At 73.8% G+C, this 16578-nt stretch carries 17 protein-coding genes; 10 read left to right on the top strand and 7 right to left on the bottom strand.

What is annotated here, in order from left to right; all coding sequences use genetic code 11:
- Window positions 1-48: 48 nt before the first annotated feature.
- On the top strand, window positions 49-816 hold the full coding sequence (locus tag AB0J76_RS15535; protein ID WP_352329461.1) for an SAM-dependent methyltransferase: 768 nt from the start codon (window positions 49-51) through the stop codon (window positions 814-816).
- A gap of 25 nt (window positions 817-841) precedes the next feature.
- On the opposite strand, the gene AB0J76_RS15530 is transcribed toward AB0J76_RS15535, so the two are convergent.
- On the bottom strand, window positions 842-1693 hold the full coding sequence (locus AB0J76_RS15530) for a LysR family transcriptional regulator (protein WP_352329463.1): 852 nt from the start codon (window positions 1691-1693) through the stop codon (window positions 842-844).
- A gap of 26 nt (window positions 1694-1719) precedes the next feature.
- On the opposite strand from AB0J76_RS15530, the gene AB0J76_RS15525 reads away from it, so the two are divergent.
- On the top strand, window positions 1720-3171 hold the full coding sequence (locus AB0J76_RS15525) for an MFS transporter (RefSeq protein ID WP_364389716.1): 1452 nt from the start codon (window positions 1720-1722) through the stop codon (window positions 3169-3171).
- Here the strand turns inward: AB0J76_RS15525 and AB0J76_RS15520 are convergent.
- Complete coding sequence (locus AB0J76_RS15520) at window positions 3137-3511, bottom strand: thioredoxin family protein (protein WP_352329467.1); 375 nt, start codon at window positions 3509-3511, stop codon at window positions 3137-3139. The two genes, AB0J76_RS15525 and AB0J76_RS15520, sit on opposite strands and share 35 nt — an antisense overlap.
- A 150-nt stretch (window positions 3512-3661) precedes the next feature.
- Window positions 3662-5359, bottom strand: a complete 1698-nt coding sequence (locus AB0J76_RS15515) for an ExeM/NucH family extracellular endonuclease (RefSeq protein WP_364389713.1) — start codon at window positions 5357-5359, stop codon at window positions 3662-3664.
- 106 nt (window positions 5360-5465) lie between these two features.
- On the opposite strand from AB0J76_RS15515, the gene AB0J76_RS15510 reads away from it, so the two are divergent.
- The 3 genes from AB0J76_RS15510 to AB0J76_RS15500 all read left to right on the top strand — a co-directional run bounded on the left by AB0J76_RS15510 (window position 5466) and on the right by AB0J76_RS15500 (window position 8709).
- Window positions 5466-6836, top strand: a complete 1371-nt coding sequence (locus AB0J76_RS15510) for a pentapeptide repeat-containing protein (protein WP_352330233.1) — start codon at window positions 5466-5468, stop codon at window positions 6834-6836.
- Window positions 6837-6921: 85 nt separating this feature from the next.
- Window positions 6922-8199, top strand: coding sequence for a hypothetical protein (locus AB0J76_RS15505; RefSeq protein WP_352330231.1), 1278 nt, complete (start codon window positions 6922-6924; stop codon window positions 8197-8199).
- A 75-nt stretch (window positions 8200-8274) separates the two neighbouring features.
- Window positions 8275-8709 (top strand): calmodulin-binding protein, encoded by a 435-nt coding sequence (locus tag AB0J76_RS15500; RefSeq protein ID WP_352330230.1) that lies wholly within the window; start codon window positions 8275-8277, stop codon window positions 8707-8709.
- Between the two features lie 89 nt (window positions 8710-8798).
- On the opposite strand, the gene AB0J76_RS15495 is transcribed toward AB0J76_RS15500, so the two are convergent.
- Genes AB0J76_RS15495 through AB0J76_RS15485 form a run of 3 tightly spaced genes read right to left on the bottom strand, consistent with a single transcriptional unit; the run spans window position 8799 to window position 9899 of the window.
- On the bottom strand, window positions 8799-9230 hold the full coding sequence (locus AB0J76_RS15495; RefSeq protein WP_352330228.1) for an SRPBCC domain-containing protein: 432 nt from the start codon (window positions 9228-9230) through the stop codon (window positions 8799-8801).
- On the bottom strand, window positions 9223-9549 hold the full coding sequence (locus tag AB0J76_RS15490) for a metalloregulator ArsR/SmtB family transcription factor (protein WP_364389710.1): 327 nt from the start codon (window positions 9547-9549) through the stop codon (window positions 9223-9225). Before AB0J76_RS15490 ends, AB0J76_RS15495 begins: the two co-directional genes overlap by 8 nt.
- On the bottom strand, window positions 9546-9899 hold the full coding sequence (locus AB0J76_RS15485) for a VOC family protein (RefSeq protein ID WP_352328369.1): 354 nt from the start codon (window positions 9897-9899) through the stop codon (window positions 9546-9548). The genes AB0J76_RS15490 and AB0J76_RS15485 overlap by 4 nt, the downstream gene beginning before the upstream one ends.
- Window positions 9900-10003: 104 nt before the next feature.
- Here AB0J76_RS15485 and AB0J76_RS15480 point away from each other — a divergent pair, with 104 nt between their 5' ends.
- Window positions 10004-10699 (top strand): permease prefix domain 1-containing protein, encoded by a 696-nt coding sequence (locus AB0J76_RS15480; protein WP_352328370.1) that lies wholly within the window; start codon window positions 10004-10006, stop codon window positions 10697-10699.
- A gap of 24 nt (window positions 10700-10723) precedes the next feature.
- On the opposite strand, the gene AB0J76_RS15475 is transcribed toward AB0J76_RS15480, so the two are convergent.
- Entirely contained in the window at window positions 10724-11071 is a 348-nt protein-coding gene (locus AB0J76_RS15475; protein WP_352328371.1) for a helix-turn-helix transcriptional regulator, read from the bottom strand.
- An 89-nt stretch (window positions 11072-11160) separates the two neighbouring features.
- On the opposite strand from AB0J76_RS15475, the gene AB0J76_RS15470 reads away from it, so the two are divergent.
- The 4 genes from AB0J76_RS15470 to cydC are packed head-to-tail and all read left to right on the top strand — an operon-like array spanning window position 11161 to window position 16525.
- Complete coding sequence (locus AB0J76_RS15470) at window positions 11161-12330, top strand: cytochrome ubiquinol oxidase subunit I (RefSeq protein WP_352328372.1); 1170 nt, start codon at window positions 11161-11163, stop codon at window positions 12328-12330.
- A gap of 10 nt (window positions 12331-12340) precedes the next feature.
- Window positions 12341-13105: a cytochrome d ubiquinol oxidase subunit II gene (locus AB0J76_RS15465; RefSeq protein ID WP_352328373.1), complete on the top strand. Its 765-nt coding sequence runs from the start codon at window positions 12341-12343 to the stop codon at window positions 13103-13105.
- Window positions 13106-13112: 7 nt separating this feature from the next.
- On the top strand, window positions 13113-14849 hold the full coding sequence (gene cydD, locus AB0J76_RS15460) for a thiol reductant ABC exporter subunit CydD (protein ID WP_352328374.1): 1737 nt from the start codon (window positions 13113-13115) through the stop codon (window positions 14847-14849).
- Window positions 14846-16525, top strand: a complete 1680-nt coding sequence (gene cydC, locus AB0J76_RS15455) for a thiol reductant ABC exporter subunit CydC (protein ID WP_352328375.1) — start codon at window positions 14846-14848, stop codon at window positions 16523-16525. The genes cydD and cydC overlap by 4 nt, the downstream gene beginning before the upstream one ends.
- The last annotated feature ends 53 nt before the right edge of the window (window positions 16526-16578 follow it).

The following is a 16578-nucleotide window of genomic DNA, read 5'->3' as shown; positions in this document are numbered from 1 at the left end:
GTCGGCGAGGCTATGATCACCCGAAGGACCGAAATTTCGGGAGAAATCGTGGACAGTGCCCCCGAGGGGGTCGACCCCAACGTCCCCAACGTCGCGCGGATGTACGACTACTACCTCGACGGCAAGGACAACTTCGCGGCCGACCGCGCCGCGGCCGAGCAGATCCTCAAGGTGTTCCCCAACACCAAGGAGGCCGCCCGCTCCAACCGGGCGTTCCTGCGGCGGGCCGTGCGGCATCTGGTGGACTCGGGCGTACGGCAGATCGTCGACCTGGGCGCCGGGCTGCCGACCCAGGGCAACACGCACGAGATCGCGCCCGAGGCCCGCGTGGTCTACGTCGACTACGACCCGGTGGTGTGCGTCCACGGCCGGGCGCTGCTGGCCCGTACGGACAACGTCGACATCCTGCAGGCCGACATCCGCGAGGTGGACACCCTCCTGGACAAGCTGGGCGCGCTGATCGACTTCGACCGGCCGGTGGCCTTCCTCATGCTGGCGATCCTGCACTTCATCCCCGACGAGCAGGCCCACCCGATCGTGGCCCGGCTGCGCGAGGTCAGCGCCCCCGGCAGCCACCTGGTGATCAGCCACGCCATCGACGCCAGGCCCGACACCACCCCGCAGGCGCTGGAGGTCTACAACCAGGCCACGGCCGCGCTGAGCCTGCGGACCGACAAGGAGATCCTGGCCTTCTTCGAGGGCTACGAGCTGGCCGACCCCGGCCTGGTCTTCCCCCAGGACTGGCGTCCCACCGAGCCGCCCGCCCTGACGAGCGGCACCGACGTCGGCTACGTCGGCGTCGCCCGCAAGCCCTGACGGACGGCCCGGTCGCGGCCCGCGGTCAGGCCAGGGCGGCCAGGAGCCGGCGTACCCGGGCCGTGGGCGGACCGGGCGGCACGGCGAGGTAGGTGCGCACCTCGGGCTCGTCCAGGCCGGCGTAGGCCACACCGCGGATCGGCGGCAGGTCGTCGAAGACCGGGTAGAACAGCGTCCACGACGGCGGGCCCGAGGCCAGGTCGATGAGCGTGTCGTGCAGGCCGGTGAAGGCCGGGCCGCGCGGCGGGTCCACGCCCGCCCGCGCCAGGGCCCCGGTGACCAGGTCGTGGAAGGACGGGTTGCGCTCGCGGGGGGCGAGCCGTACCGGCAGGTCGCCCAGCTGGGCGAGGCTGAGGGTGCCGGAGCCGGCCAGCGGATGGCCGGCGGGCAGCGCCACGACCAGCGGCTCGGTCCAGGCGGGGAAGAACTCCAGGCCGGGCGCGGCGTCCACGAGACGCACCAGGGCGGCGTCCAGGTCGCCGGAGCGCACCGCCGCCAGCCGTTCGGCCAGCCCCTGCTTGCTGAGCCGGACCCGCAGGCCGGGGTCGAGCCGGTCGAGCATCGGGTACAGGCGGGTGCCGGGCGCGGCGGACACGCCGAGCCGCACGGTGGACTCGGCCAGGTGGCCGGTGACCGCCCGGCGGGCCCGTTCGGCCGCGGCGAGCACCTCGCGGGCCTCGGGCAGCAGCCGCTCCCCCGCCTCGGTCAGCCGCACGTGCCGGGTCGACCGGTCGAACAGGCGGGCGCCCAGCTCGCGTTCCAGCCTGCTCACCTGCTGGCTGACCGCGGGCTGCACGATGTGCAGCCGCTCGGCGGCCCGGCCGAAGCCGCCCTCGTCGGCGACGGCGACGAAGTAGGCGAGCTGCCGCAGCTCCACGGTGTCTCCATTCATCATGATCCGTGATGACTGTCCAGGAGAACGTCTCCTGGTTCGCCCGCTCTTCCCGCGATGGACTGTCCCGCATGAACGGGAGTGGATCGATCGGGATCAGGCTGGGCGCGCTCTTCGGCCCGGCCGTGTTCGGCGTCACGGCGGCCGGAGTGGCCCTGCCGGACGTCGCCGCCGCGCTGGGGGCGCGTCCTGGCGCGGTGGTGTGGGTGCTGACCGCGCACGCGCTGGCGCTGGGCATCGGGACGGCGCTGTTCGGGCGCCTGTCGGACGCGTGGGGGGTGCGCCGCACGCTGCTGCTCGGCTCGGCGGTGCTGGCGCTCGGGGCGCTGGCCTGCCTGGCGGCGCCGTCGCTGGCCGCGCTCGTGGCGGCGCGGGCGGTGCTGGCGGCCGGGTCGGGCGGGTTGTCGGCGGTCGCGCTGAACCTGGCGGCCACGGCCGAGCCGGAGCGGCGTCAGGCGGTGCTGACCTGGTTCGGCAGCGCGATGGCGGTCTTCTCGGCGGGCGCGACGCTGGCCGGGGGGCTGGTCACCCAGGCGTTGTCGTGGCGGCTCACCCTCGCGCTGCCCGCTCTGGCGCTGGTGGCGGTGCCGTTCTGCCTGCCGGTGGCGCGGCGGGCGGGGTCGGGCGGCCGGGTGGACGTCGTGGGCGCGGGGCTGCTGGCGGCGGGCGTGTCGGCGTTCCTCGTGCTCGTCCAGTCGGCCAACCTGGGGCTGACCTGGCCCGTCGCGGCGCTGGCCGGGGTGGTGGCGGTGGTCGCGGGGGCCGCGCTGGTCCGGCGCACCCGTACGGCGGCGGGCGGGTTCGTCCCGCGTGACCTGCCGGCCGACCGGGTCTTCCGCGGGGCCGCCCTGATCGGCGTCGGCGTGTACGGCGGCCTGTTCGCCACCATGTGGGCCGCCCCGCAACTCCTGGCCGGGGTGCACGGGTGGAGTGTGCTGACGATCGGCGCCTGGCTGCTGCCGGGCGCGCTGGTGGGCGTGGTGCTGGCCAGGATCGCGGGCACCCGGTCGTGGCTGCTGCCCGCCGTCGCCGCGGCGTTCGCGCTCAGCCTGGTCGCGGCGGGGCTCGCCGGCGCGCTCAGCGACGGGCCGGGCGGGCAGGGTGGGCACGGCGGGCCGGCGGGGTGGGCCGCGGTGCTGCTGGTGGTGGCCGCCTCGCTCGGGTTCCCGGCGTTCTCGCTGGCCCAGGTGGTGATCACGGCCCGGATGTCGGCGAGCTTCCCGGTGGAGCGGCGCGGCGGCGCGATGGGCCTGCTGAACCTGACGTTCTTCGTCGGCGGCGGGATCGGGCTGGGCGTGGCGGGCGCGTTGTCACGCCTGGCCGGGCTGCCCGGCACGCTCGTGGTGATCGCGGTGTTCCCGCTGGCCGCCGCCCTGGCGCGGGCCGGGCGACGCGAGGGCCCCGCCGTGCAGGCGGGGCCCGCCGGGGTCAGTTCTGCTCGGCGTTCTTCAGCTCCTCGCTGAGCTCGGCCCGGATCGCGTCCATGTCGAGGGCGCGGACCTGGCGGATGAGGTCCTCCAGGGCCGGGCCCGGGATCGCGCCGGCCTGGGCGAAGACCACGATGCCGTCGCGGATCGCCATCAGCGTGGGGATCGAGGTGATGTCGAAGCCCTGCGCGAGCGCCTGCTCCGCGTCGGTGTCGATCTTGCCGAAGGTGATGTCGTCGTGCTTGTCGGAGGCCGCTTCGAAGATCGGCCCGAACTTCTTGCACGGCGGGCACCACGTCGCCCAGAAGTCGAGCAGCACGATGCCCTTGTCGGCGATGTCGTTGAAGTTCTTCTCTGTTACTTCGATGGTCGCCACAAGCGGCTCCTCGCTCTTCGGTGAAATTGCAACCGTGTCAACCACGTACCCCCCACCAGCATTCCATGCCCTGGAGGCGCGCAACCCCGCTGCGAGCGGCGATCCGGGACGCCGGAAGGCGCGGCCCGCGGGCCGCGCCTTCCGCACGGGTCAGTGGCCGCCGGGCAGGGTCAGGCCGATCACCAGGGGGTCGTGGTCGGAGGAACGGTAGGCGTCCGGCTGGTAGAGGCCGGGCGGGTTGAACTCGGTGTTGTAGTCGCGGATGCGCGGCTCGTCGGAGTTGATGTGCCAGATCGTGGTGCTGGTCACCCGCTTGAGCAGCTGCTTGCCGGCGAAGGCGTGGTCGAGCTCGCCGGCCAGGCCGTCGAACAGGTAGCTGTAGCGCTGCGCCTGCGGCACGAACCGCTTGGTGAGGCTGGTCAGGCCGCCGTCCTCCAGCGTGTCGATCGGGTCCTCCTCGCCGTAGGCGTTGAGGTCGCCGAGCACCAGCGGGTTGGGCAGGTCCTGGTCGCCGATGATGCCGAGCAGCGCCTGCGCCTGCTTGACGCGGGTGGGGTTCCAGCAGCTCTGGCCGTCGCCCTGGTCGGCGTCGGGGCCGTCGGCCGGGCAGCTGCCCTTGGACTTGAGGTGGTTGACGATCATGGTGAACGGCTGGCCGCCGCCCTTCCTGCGGAAGGTCTGGATCAGCGGCGGACGGCTGAAGACGGGGTCCTGGGAGGCCCTGGTCTCGCCGACCGGGGTCAGCTTGCCCGGCTTGTAGATCAGGCCCACCTGGATGAGGTCCGTGCCGGGGTGAGGGTGGCTGAGCGCCGCGTACGTGCCGGCGCCGACCTCGGCGTTGACGGCGTCCACGAGCGCCTGCAGCGCGGTCTGGCCGTTGTTCTCGACCTCCATGAGGGCGACCGCGTCGGCGTCCAGGCCCTTCAGCGCGGCCACCAGCTTGGCGAGCTGCCGCTGCTGCTCGTTGGCGTTGCTGGCGCCGCGCGAGCCGATGGTGGTGAACCAGTTGAGGGTGTTGAACGAGGCCACCGTCACGTTGCCCACCACCGGGAAGGGGCGTGGCGTGCGCGGGTTGGCGTCCAGGTAGGCGATCGGCTTGGTGGGCTGGAGGCGGTACTCGCCGAAGCCGTAGCCGAGCACGCCGGTGACGCCGGCGGCCACGGCGCCCGCCCGCGTGACGGGCGGCAGCGTCGCCGGGTTCTCGCGGTTGGAGCCGTCGTCGATGAGCAGCGAGCGGCGCGTGTCGCCGGCGGGGTCCACGCCGGGCCGGTCGGTGGGCTGGTACAGCCGGCCGTGCGCCGACACCGTGACCTCGCCGAAGCGGCCCAGGTTGTAGTTGTCGTCCACGGTGAGCGGCTGCGGGAAGGTGAGCAGCATGTTCTCGACGGCCTCCAGGCCGTCCGCGGCCGGGGGCAGCGTGTACGGCTGCGCCGCCACGCTCCCGGTGCCGCAGACGTCCACGGCGGTGACCGGGGACAGCTCGGTCCAGCCGTTGAACTCGGTGGCCTTGCCGGTGACCAGGACGCGGTCGCCGGTCTTGACGTCCTTGAAGGACTCGCGGGCGAAGACGAACAGGCCCTCGGAGGTCCGGGGGTCGGCGTCCGGCCGCGGGTCCTGGAGGAAGAAGCCGCTGAGCTGGTCGGTCCGCTGGAAGTCGCCGGTCACGATGCCCTCGACCCGTACGGTCTGGCCGGTCAGGGGGCCGGTGTCGCCGCTGCCCTGCACCTCGGCGACGCGGCGGTCGGCCGGGGTGTCACAGGGCGCCGCCGCCGTGTCGGCGAGGGCCGGGGTGGCGGTCAGGGCGCCCGCCACGAGGGCAGCGAGTACTGCTCGGGATAAAACGCGCATGACCGGCACTTTAGAGGGATTATTGCCCGCATATTTCCACACAAAAGTGGATAGAACATTAAATCATCGAACCTTGACATTGGCGGCACGCGGGTATGACCAGTGCATGGACTGGGTCACCTGCGCGTTTTCTGCTGCCTGCCCCGGAATCGCCCAACAGCCGTCCGGCCTGTGCCTGGCGCATCTGCCGGCCGAGGACCTGCCCGCCGTCCTCGCCCGGTTGTCCCCCGGCAGGCTGCTCGACCTCCGCGGCACCACCGTCAACGGCGACCTGCTCGCGCGGGTCCTGGAGGCGACGAGTTGCAGACCGGGCCGCGCCCGGCTCGACCGGGCCAGGTTCACCGGCGACGTCAGGCTGTCGGGCGTGACGTTCGCCGGGGACGTGTCGCTCGACGGAGCCAGGTTCGAGCGGCTCGCCTCCTTCTTCGGGGCCCGTTTCGAGGGGAACGTGTCGCTGGCGGCGGCCAGGTTCACGCGCGAGCTGTCCTTCCACGGCGTACGCGTCCGTGGGCACGTCTCGCTGGACCGGGCCGTCATGTCCCGCGACGCGCTGTTCGGCCAGGCCGTCTTCGAGCACGGGCTCTCCTGCGAGGGCGCCCGGTTCGACGGGTACGCCACCTTCGACGACGCCCGTCTGGGCACCGGCGCCACGTTCCGCGGGGCCAGGTTCGGCCGGACCCTCTCCTTCCGCAAGGTGCGCGGACAGGCGGGGTTCGACTATGCCCACTTCGCCGGGGACGCCTACCTGTCGGCCTCCGGCAGGCTCTCGGCCGCGCGCACCCGCGCCGACGGCCTGCTCGACGTGACGGTCGCGCGCTGCGGGGTGGACCTGCGGCGGGCCGAGGTCTTCGGGGCCGCCACCGTGCGGCTGACCGACTCCAGCGCCGACCTGGAGGGCGCCGTGCTGCACGGGCCCGCCTCGGTGACCGGCAAGGGCCTGTCGATGCTGAGCTCGCTGCGCCAGGTGGACGCCGCCAGCCTCACGCTGACCGGCCTCGACCTGTCGGGGTGCGGCTTCGCCGGGCTCATGCACCCGGCCGGGGTGCGGGTCAGGAACTGCACGTTCGCGCTCACGCCGCGCGGGGTGCGGGTCAGCCTGCGCCGTCCGATGCTGCGCTGGATCTCGCGGCGCAGCGCGCTGGCCGACGAGCACGCCCTGCGCGGCTGGGACGCCGCCGGCGGCTCGCCCCCCACCCCCGACCTGCTGGCCTCCCTCTACGCCGAGCTGCGCGGCCGGATCGAGGACCGCGACACCTCGGCGGACTTCGCCTTCGCCGCCATGGAGATGCGCCGCCAGGCCGGTGAGCACTGGTGGCTGTCGCTGTCGTGGCTGCTGTGGGGGTACGGCATGCGCCTCGGACGCGCGGTCGCCTGGTGCACCCTGCTCGCGGCGCTGACGGCGGCGGCGGTGTTGTGGAGCTCCACCTCGCACGCGGCCCGCCAGGCGGTCCACCACAACCCGGTCCTGCACCAGTAGCCGGGCCGGGCGGTCCGGTCATCCATCAGCGGGCGGGCCGAAATGCGGTGGTGGGCGGCGGACCGGGCTCGCTAGGGTCGCGCCGGTGAGTAACGATCCGCTGCCGCTGCTGTGGTTGACGGGCCCCACGGGCGCCGGCAAGTCCTCGGCCGGCTGGGAGATCTTCGACCGGCTGGGCCGCAACGGCGTCAAGGCGGCGTTCCTCGACACCGACCAGATCGCCCTGTGCCATCCGGCGCCGGAGGGCGGCACGCATCGCCTGCGGGCGCGCAACCTGGCGGCCCTGTGGCCCGGGTTCCGGCGCGCCGGGATGCGCTGCCTGGTGCTGGCCGGTTTCGTGGACACGCCCGAGGAGGTCGGCGAGTACACCGCGCTGCTGCCCGGCGCGGCGTTCACCGTGTGCCGGCTGCGGGTGCCCCACGCGGAGCTGCGGGAGCGGTTCCTGGGGCGCGGCTGGCGTCCGGACCTGGTGGAGGCGGCCGTGGCCGAGGCCGTCGAGCAGGACCGCAGCCGGTACGCCGACCTGTGCGTGGACACCGGCGGCCGGACGGTGGCCGAGACGGCCCGGCTGGTGCTCGACCGGCTGGGCGGATGGCCGCCGCCCACCCCCGCCTCCGCCACCGAACCTGTCACCGCACCCACCCCCGCCTCCGCCACCGAACCTGTCACCGCACCCGCCCGTGCACCCGTCACCGCCCCCCTCACCGCACCCGGCACCGCCCACGTAACCGCCCCCCTCACCGCACCCGTCGCCGGGCCGGCGCCCGCCTCGGCTGTTCGGGGCGGGGGTGCCGGTGCCGGTGCGCCGGTTCCCCTGGTGTGGTTCTCGGGGGCGACGGCGGCCGGGAAGTCGACGGTCGGCTACGAGGTCTTCAGCCGTGTTCACCGGTCGGGCGTACGGGCCGCCTACGTCGATCTGCGGCAGATCTCCGCGCTGCGCCCGTCCACGCCTGAGGAGGGCCGCCGGCTCAGGGCCGGCGGTCTGGCCGCGCTGTGGGACGGGTACCGGGCGGCCGGGGCCGAATGCCTGGTCGTCTCCGGCGGCGCGGACTCCGACGAGGCCGTCCGCGCCTGCACCCGCCTGCTTCCCGGCCTGACGCCGACCGTGTTCCGGCTGCACGCCTCCCCCGCCACGCTGCTGGAACGCGTGCTGCTGCGCGGCCGGGGAGGCGGCCCGGCCACGCCCGGCGACGAGCTGCGCGGGCTCGGCCCGGACGCCCTGCGGGCCGTGGCCGGACGGGCGGCGCGGGAGGCCGCAGCCCTGGACCGCGCGGGGGCGGGCGACGTGCGCCTGGACACCGACGGCCGGTCGCCGCAGGAGGTGGCCGCGCGGGTCATGGCCCGCCTCCGGCTTCCGTCGTAGTGACTTTGCGCATTCGCTCGATTACTTTGGGTGACGAGCCGCAGAGTGCGGCCGACAGTTTCGGAGGTGTCCCCCGTGCCCCGCATCGTCACCAAGATCAGTGCTGTGCTGGCGTCCGTCGTCCTGCTCGCCGCGGCGGGAGCCGTCCCGGCCCAGGCGGCCGGAGAGGCGTACTTCGAGTTCACCGACACCGACGGCCGGTCCCGGTTCGTCATCCAGCTCACCGACCCCGGCTCCATCCGGCACGCCCGCGACCTGCTGGCCGGCGCCACCGACGAGCGGCCGCACGTGCACGGCCGCATCGTCAAGCGGCCCGTCGCCTACAACGCCCGGTGGAGCTACCACCTGCAGCCCGAGACGATCAATTTCTTCGACGTGGCCATCGAGGTCTGCGACGCGAGCATGACGTACGTGGAGGACCACCTCGACGAGGCGGGCGGCGCGTTCCTGCCGGGCGGCCACTGGTGCCCGTGGAGCTCGCGCCTGACCCGCGAGCTCCCGGCCATGTAGGAACCCGGCCATGTAGGAACCCGGCCGTGCAGAAAGCCGGCCGTGCAGAAAGCCGGCCGTGCAGGAAGCCGGCCGTGCAGGAAGCCGGATCAGAGGGTGGCGGCCAGGTCGCCGATGACGGTGAAGTGCCGGGGCCAGCCGCCGCCCATGATCCGGCGGGAGAGCTGCTGGGTGGGGTCGTCGGGGTCGAAACCCTCGTGGTCGAGGAACAGGCGGGTGCCCCGGCCCTCCGGCACCAGCCGCCAGGTGACCGTCCAGTCGGCCTGCTTGCGGTCGCTCCAGCTGATCCGCAGCAGCTTCTCCGCCTCGAACTCCAGCACCTGGCAGTGGACCGTCCCGTCGAACCCCACCGCCTTCCTCGGCTGGGTGGTGAAGGTGAACCGGTGGCCCACCTCCAGCCGGAAGTCGTTGGGCATCAGCCAGCGGGCCATCAGCTCGGGATCGGTCAGCGCCCGCCACACCTTGGCCGGCGGGTGCTTGAGGAACTCGTCCAGCCTGATCGCGGTCCGGTCGTCAGCCATCGTCGTCCTCCATCTCGTCGAGCAGCGCGGACAGGCCGGTCAGCTTCTCGCGCCAGAACCTCTCGTACGGGGTGAGCCAGTCGCGGATCTCCATGAGCGGCTCGGCCTCCAGCTGGTAGTGCCGTTCGCGCCCCTTGCGGGCCTCGGCCACGAGCCCGGCGTCCTTGAGCACCTTGAGGTGCTCCGAGACGCTGGGCCGGCTCATGTCGAAGCGCTCGGCCAGCCGCCCGGCGGGCTGGGGGCCCTCCTGGAGCAGCAGGCGCAGCAGTTCGCGCCGGGCCGGGCTGGCCAGCGCGGTGAAGACGTGGTCGGCGGTCATGCCTGGCTGACCACGAACCCGTTGCCGAACGGGTCCTGGAAGAGCAGCTGGCGTCCCCACGCCTGCTCGCTCGGCCCCTCGAAGGCGACGTCGTGCGCGGCGAGCCGGGCGGCCAGGGCGTCGAGGTCGGGCGCGGCCACCACGAGCCCGCCGACGGGGGCCATGTCGGGGAACCAGGAGGCCAGCAGGAGCGCGGTCGCCGCGCCCTTGGGCGCGACGGTGAGCCAGCGGCCCATCGGGAACGGGTTGTCGGTGCGCACCTCGAAGTCGAGCACGCCGGTGTAGAAGTCGAGCGCCCGCGCCTGGTCGGCGACGGGCACGGTGACGGTGAGGATCCCGGAAATCAGCATGTCGGACACTATACGTAGGATTTTTCCGACATATCAAGTCGCGGCGCGAAATATCGGGGTCTTCCCTGATAGGCCATCGGCGGCGTACTCCGTAGACTGGGATCATGCGGATCGACGACTACGTGGCCGACCTCGATCGCGCGCTCTCCGGCCCGTCCGGCGCGAAGCGCGACCTGGTCGTCGAGGCCCGCGACAGCCTGTCCGACACCGCCGACGCCCTGGAGGCCGACGGCCTCGACCGCGCCGAGGCCGAGCGGCTGGCGGTGGCGGAGTTCGGCCCGGTCACCGAGATCGCCCCCGGCTACCAGAACGAGCTGACCGCCGCGGCCGGGCGGCGGCTGGGCCTGCTGCTGTTCATCAGCGTCCCGCTGACCGCGCTCATGTGGTCGATGGTGTGGCGCACCTACCCCGCCGACCCGGCGCTGTGGATGGGCCGTCCGGCCTGGTACCACCTGATCTCGAAGCTGCTCGACGTCTGCCAGCTCGCCACCGGCCTGTACGGCGGCCTCGCCCTGCTGGCGCTGGGCCGCGGCGCCCGCTGGATCCGCCGCCCGCACCTGGTCACCAGGTCGCTGGGCATCGTCGTGTGGGGCATGCTGCCGCTCGGCGGCGCGATGAGCCTCGTGCTGTCCTACAGCCCGCCCGGTCCGGGCACGATGACCGGCTACCTGCCCGCGTTCCTGGCGAACCTGGTCACCACCGCGTTCTGGGGCCTGCAGATCTACGGCGCGACGCGCTGCCTGCGGGTCAGCCGCACCCGCCGGCCCGCCCCGGCCTCCTCGGCCTCCTCGGCCTCCTGAGCCTCCTCGACCTCCTCGGCCGCCTCAGCCTGAGGCCCGCGCGTCGGCCCGGGTGTCGGCCTGGAGCACGCCGCCGATCACGCTGGTGAACTCGCGCCAGGCCGACCGCTCCCCTTCGAGCTGCTTCCTGCCCGGGTCGGTCAGCCGGTACGTGCGCCGCTTGCGCCCGCCCACCGTGGCCCACTCGCTGGCCAGGTAGCCGACACGCTCCAGCCGCCGCAGCGCCGGATAGACGGTGCCGGTGGGCACGCTCAGCGCGCCCCCGCTGCGCTCCTGGAGCGCCTCGATGATGGCGTAGCCGTGCAGCGGCTCCCGCTCCAGCACCGAGAGCAGCAACGCGTCCATGTGCCCGCGCAGCGCGTCTGGATTCATGCTCCAGATCCTAGACAACCGTTCGCCATGTAGCCAGTCTACATGTAGGCTGCCTATATGTAGGTAGACACAACAACGGAGTCGATCGAATGGACGTACTCGAACTCGCCCGCACGCAGTTCGCCGTGACGGGAAGCCTGCACTTCCTGTTCGTCGTGCTCACGCTCGGGCTGGCGCCGGTCGTGGCGCTCATGCACACCCGCCACGTGCTCTCCGGCAGCGCGCTGCACGGCGGCATGACGCGGTTCTGGGGGCAGATCTACGTCATCAACTACGCCCTGGGCATCGTCACCGGCCTGGTGATGGAGTTCCAGTTCGGGCTGTCGTGGAGCGGGCTGTCCCACTACGCCGGAGACGTGTTCGGCGCGCCGCTGGCCATGGAGACGCTGGTGGCCTTCTTCCTGGAGTCCACGTTCCTCGGGTTGTGGATCTTCGGGTGGGGGCGGCTGCCCAAGTGGCTGCACCTGGCCTGCATCTGGCTGGTGACGCTGACCGCGTACGCCAGCGCGTTCTTCATCATGGTCGCCAACTCCTTCCTGCAGAACCCGGCCGGCTCGGTGGTCAGGAACGGCCGGCTGGAGCTGGTCGACTTCGGCGCCCTGCTCACCAACAAGACGCTGGTCTTCTCCTTCCCCCACGTCATCGGCGCGGGCCTGCTGACCGGCGGCCTGGTGCTGGCCGGGGCCAGCGCGTACCAGCTGCGGCGGCGCACCCGCGAGACGCTGTTCTTCGCCAGGTCGCTGCGCACGGGCGTCGGCGTGGCGGCGGTCGGCGCCTTCCTGGCCCTGGGGTTCGGGTACGCGCAGTTCGGCGGCGTCCAGGAGGGCAAGTTCGACGGCGACGCGGGCGCCGGGGTGCCGCTCGGCCTCATGATCGAGATCGGCCAGCTCCTGGGGTTCGTGCTGCTGTTCGTGCTCCTGCCGCTCATCTACTGGCTGCCGCGCTGGCGGTGGACGCACACCGTGCTGATCGTGATGACCCCGGTGCCGTTCGCGCTGGCGATCCTGGGCTGGATGGCCAGGGAGATCGGCCGCCAGCCGTGGATGGTCTGGCACAAGCTCACCGTGGCCGACGCCCTGACGCCCGGCCTGACCTCGGGCATGGTCACGGCCTCGCTGATCGGGTTCGCCGGCGTGCTGGGGCTGCTGGCGGTCGTCGACTACGTCCTCATCGCCCGGGTCGTCCGGCGCGGCCCGCGTGACCTCGACCTCGGGGCGGTCCAGGCCGGCGCCGAGCCCGCCCCGGCGATGAGCTACTAGGAGTGCTGACATGGAAGTGATCTGGTTCCTGTTCTTCGCGGTCCTGCTGGCCGGGTACTTCGCCCTGGAGGGCTTCGACCTCGGCGTCGGCCTGCTGCTGCCGGTGCTGGGCAGGACGCGCGGCGACCGCGACCGCATGGTGGCCGCGATGGCGCCGTTCGTGCTGGCCAACGAGGTATGGCTGGTGGCGGTGGCCGGGACGCTGTTCGGGGTGTACCCGCGCCTGGAGGGCGAGGTGCTGTTCGGGCTCTACCCGCTGGTGGTGGCCATGCTGCTGAGCTGGATCGTGCGCGACGCCGGGTTGTGGTTCCGGCGGCGGCTGGACGGCGCGCGGTGGCGCGGCTTCTGGGACGCGATGATCGCGTTCGGGTCGCTGGGGTTGTCGTTCGGGTGGGGCATGGCGCTGCACGCCGCCGCGACCGGGTTCGCCTCCTCGCCGGTGCATCCGGTCGGGGTGCTGCTGGGCGTGCTGGTCACCCTGCTGTTCGCCTTCCACGGGTGGACGTTCCTGGCCTGGCGGGAGCCGGGCGCGTTCGGGGCCGTGCGTTCGGGGCGGGCGCTGCTGCTGTCCGGGCTGGTGGCCGCGCTGCCCGCGATCGGCCTGCTGGCGGGGGCCATGCCGTACTTGCTGGAGCACAGCGCGCCGGCGGCTACGTTGAATGTGCTCAGTGTCATGGCGTTGCCGTTCGCGCCGATCATGCTGGGCGCGCAAGTATGGGTATGGCGGACTTTCCGGCCAGGTAAGGGCGCCGTCCCGCTCCCCTCGTTCTTCTGAAGGCCACGTGCATAAGGATCTTCTGCGGCTCATGCGGGCCGAGCGCTCGGTGCGCCGCCACCTGACCGTCACCATGGTCGCGGCCGTGCTCGCCGGGCTGCTCGTGCTCGCGCAGGCCGAGCTGCTGGCCGGCGTGCTGTCAGGCCGGTTCACCGCTGCCGCGCTGGGAGCGCTGGCCGCCGTCGTGGGCGTCCGGGCGCTGCTGGCCTGGACGCAGGGCGTCTTCGCCGGGCGCACCGCGACGGGCGTGAAGTCCGCGCTGCGCCACCGGCTGCTGGCCCGCCTGGGCGAGCTGGGCCCGTCCAGGCTGACCGGTCACCGGTCGGGCGAGCTGGTCACGCTGACCGGCCGCGGCCTGGACGGCCTCGACGCCTACCTGACCGGCTACCTGCCCTCGATCGCGGTGGCGGCCGTGGTGCCGGTGGCCGTGCTGGTCCGGCTGTTCACCGCCGACCTGGGCAGCGCGGTGATCGTCCTGGTGACGCTGCCGCTGATCCCCGTCTTCGGCGCGCTGGTCGGCATGACCACCAAGGCGGTCACCGAGCGGCAGTTCCACGCCCTGTCGCGGCTCGGCGGGCACTTCCTCGACGTGGTGCGCGGGCTGCCCACGCTGCGCGCCTTCGGGCGGGCCCGTTACCAGGCCACGGTCATCCGGCAGGTCGCCGACGCCCACCGCAGCGCGACCATGCGCACGTTGCGGGTGGCGTTCCTGTCGTCGCTGGTGCTGGAGCTGTGCGCGTCGCTGTCGCTGGCGCTGGTGGCGGTGCCGATCGGGCTGCGGCTGCTCGGCGGCTCGCTGGACCTGACGACGGCGCTGCTGGTGCTGCTGCTGGCGCCGGAGGCGTACCTGCCGCTGCGGGCCATGGGCACCCGGTTCCACGCCTCCATGGAGGGGGTGGCCGCCGCCGACGCGGCCTTCGCGGTCCTGGACGAGGCCGCCGGCGACCCGTCCGGCCCGTCCGGCCCGGCCCGCCGGTACGACGGGCACGGCGCGCCGGAGATCCGCCTGGAGAACGTGACCGTCCGCTACCCCGGCAGGGACGAGCCCGCCCTGGAGAACGTGACGCTCACCATCGCGCCCGGCGAGCGGGTGGCGCTGGTCGGCGAGAGCGGCGGCGGCAAGAGCACGCTGCTCCACCTGGTCCTGGGCTTCCTGCGCCCGGCCGAGGGGCGCGTCCTGGTCGACGGCGCCGACCTGCGCGAGCTGGACCTGGACAGCTGGCGGGCGGCGCTGGCGTACGTGCCGCAGCGGCCCCACCTGTTCACCACCTCGGTGGCCGACAACATCCGGCTCGGCGCGCCCGGCGCCACCCTGGAGCAGGTCCGGCGGGCGGCCGCCGCCGCGCACGCCGACTTCGTGGACGGCCTGCCCCAGGGGTTCGACACCGTGGTCGGCGAGCGCGGCGCGAACCTGTCGGCCGGCCAGCGGCAGCGCGTGGCGCTGGCCCGGGGCTTCTGCCGCCCGGACGCCACGGCGCTGCTGCTCGACGAGCCCACCGCCCGCCTCGACGGCCGCAGCGAGGCCGCCGTCGTGGCCGCCACCGCGGAGCTGGCGCGAGGGCGCACCGCCGTCATCGTCGCCCACCGGCCCGCGATGATCGACCTGGCCGACCGGATCGTGCGGGTGCACGAGGGCCGCGTCGTCTCCGACACCACCCGCGACCGTCCGCCCGCCCGCCCGGACGGCGACGGTCACCGGGAGCCGCAGAGCGTGGCCTCCCTTCCCGAGGGGAGCGCGCGATGAACCGGCGCATGGGCACCCGGCTGGCCTGGGCCGTGCTGGCCGGGGCGGCCGCCGACCTGGCCGGGCTGGGGCTGATCGCGGCCGCCGCCTGGCTGATCACCAGGGCCGCGCAGCAGCCGTCCCTGGCCGCGCTGAGCGTGGCCATCGTGGCGACCAGGGCGTTCGCGACCGGCAAGGGCGTCTTCCGCTACGCCGAACGGCTCACCGGCCACGACGTGGCCCTGCGCGCCCAGGCAGGCACCCGCGAGCGGCTCTACCAGGCGCTCGTCCCGCCCCAGCGCCCCCGCCACGGCGGCGCCGACCTGCTCAGCCGCATGGTGGACGACACCGAGGCCGTCCAGGACCTGCTGGTCCGCGCGCTGCTCCCGGCCGCCGCCGCGCTGCTGACCGGGCTGGCCGCGGTCGCCATCGGGCTGTTCGTGCTGCCGCTGACCGCGCTGGTGCTGGTGGCCGGGCTCGTGGTGGCGGGCGTGCTGCTGCCCGCCGCGACCGCCGCCGCCGCGCGCCGCTGGTCGGCCCGGATCGCGCCGGCCAGGGCCGCGCTGGCGGCCCGCGTGGCCGACCTCGTGCACGGCTCGGCCGACCTGGCCGCCTACGGCGCGGGCGAGCGGGCGCTGTCCGGCGCGCTGGCCGCCGACGAGGCGCTGGCCGCGCTGGAGCGCCGCCAGTCGCGCGTGCACGCCGCCGCCCTGGCGGTCGGCACGCTGGCCCAGGGCCTGACGGTGGCGGCCATCGTGCTGCTCGCCCAGGGGGCGGGCGCCGGCTCCGTCGCCACGGCGGTGCTCGCGCTGACCGCGCTGGTGTCGTTCGAGCCGGTGCTGCCGCTGGCGGCGGCGGGCGAGCGCATGGCCGGGATCACCGCCGCGATCCGGCGGCTGCGCGAGGTCCGCGCCGCCGCGCCGGCCGTCGCCGAGCCCGCCGCGCCCGCGCCCGTGCCGTCGGCTCCGCTGACGGTCGAGGTCGACGGCCTCGTCGTCCGCCACCCCGAGGCCGCCAGGCCCGCGCTCGACGGCGTCTCCCTGCGCCTGACCCCCGGCCGCCGGGTGGCGATCGTCGGCCCGAGCGGCGCGGGCAAGAGCACGCTGCTGGCCGCGCTGATGCGCCTGGTCGAGCCGGAGTCTGGCAGCGTGCGGGTCAACGGGACCGACCTGCGCGACCTGTCCGGCGACGACGTCCGCACGCTGATGACCGGCCTCACCCAGGACCCGTACATCTTCCGCACCACCCTGCGCGACAACCTGCGCCTGGCCGGGCCGGACGCCGGCGACGAGCGGCTGGCGGCGGCCGTGCGGGAGGCCAGGCTCGGCCCGTGGGCCGAGCGCGTCGGCTGGGACGCCGAGCTCGGCGAGGACGGCAGGACCGTCTCCGGCGGCCAGCTCCAGCGCCTGGCCCTGGCCAGGGCGCTGCTGTACGACCCGCCCGTGCTGTTGCTGGACGAGCCCGCCGAGGCGCTCGACGAGGAGACCGCCGACCGCCTGATGGCCGACCTGCTGGACGTCATCCGCGACCGCACCACCGTCCTGGTGACCCACCGGCTCAAGGGCCTGGAGTCGGTGGACGAGGTCGTGGTGCTCGACGAGGGCCGCGTCGTCCAGCGCGGACGGCATGACGAGCTGGTGGCGGTGCCCGGTTACTACCGCGACCTGTGGGAGTCCGAGGCGCTGACCAGGCGCTAGCCGATCCCTTTGCCCACGCTTTGAGTTTGCGTCGCCATCAGGTTTATGATGCA

Origin of the sequence: Nonomuraea sp. NPDC049624, assembly GCF_040675255.1 — a bacterium.
Taxonomy (GTDB): domain Bacteria; phylum Actinomycetota; class Actinomycetes; order Streptosporangiales; family Streptosporangiaceae; genus Nonomuraea.
Note: the sequence above shows the minus strand (reverse complement) of the source record. Positions and strands in the feature narration are given on the sequence as shown.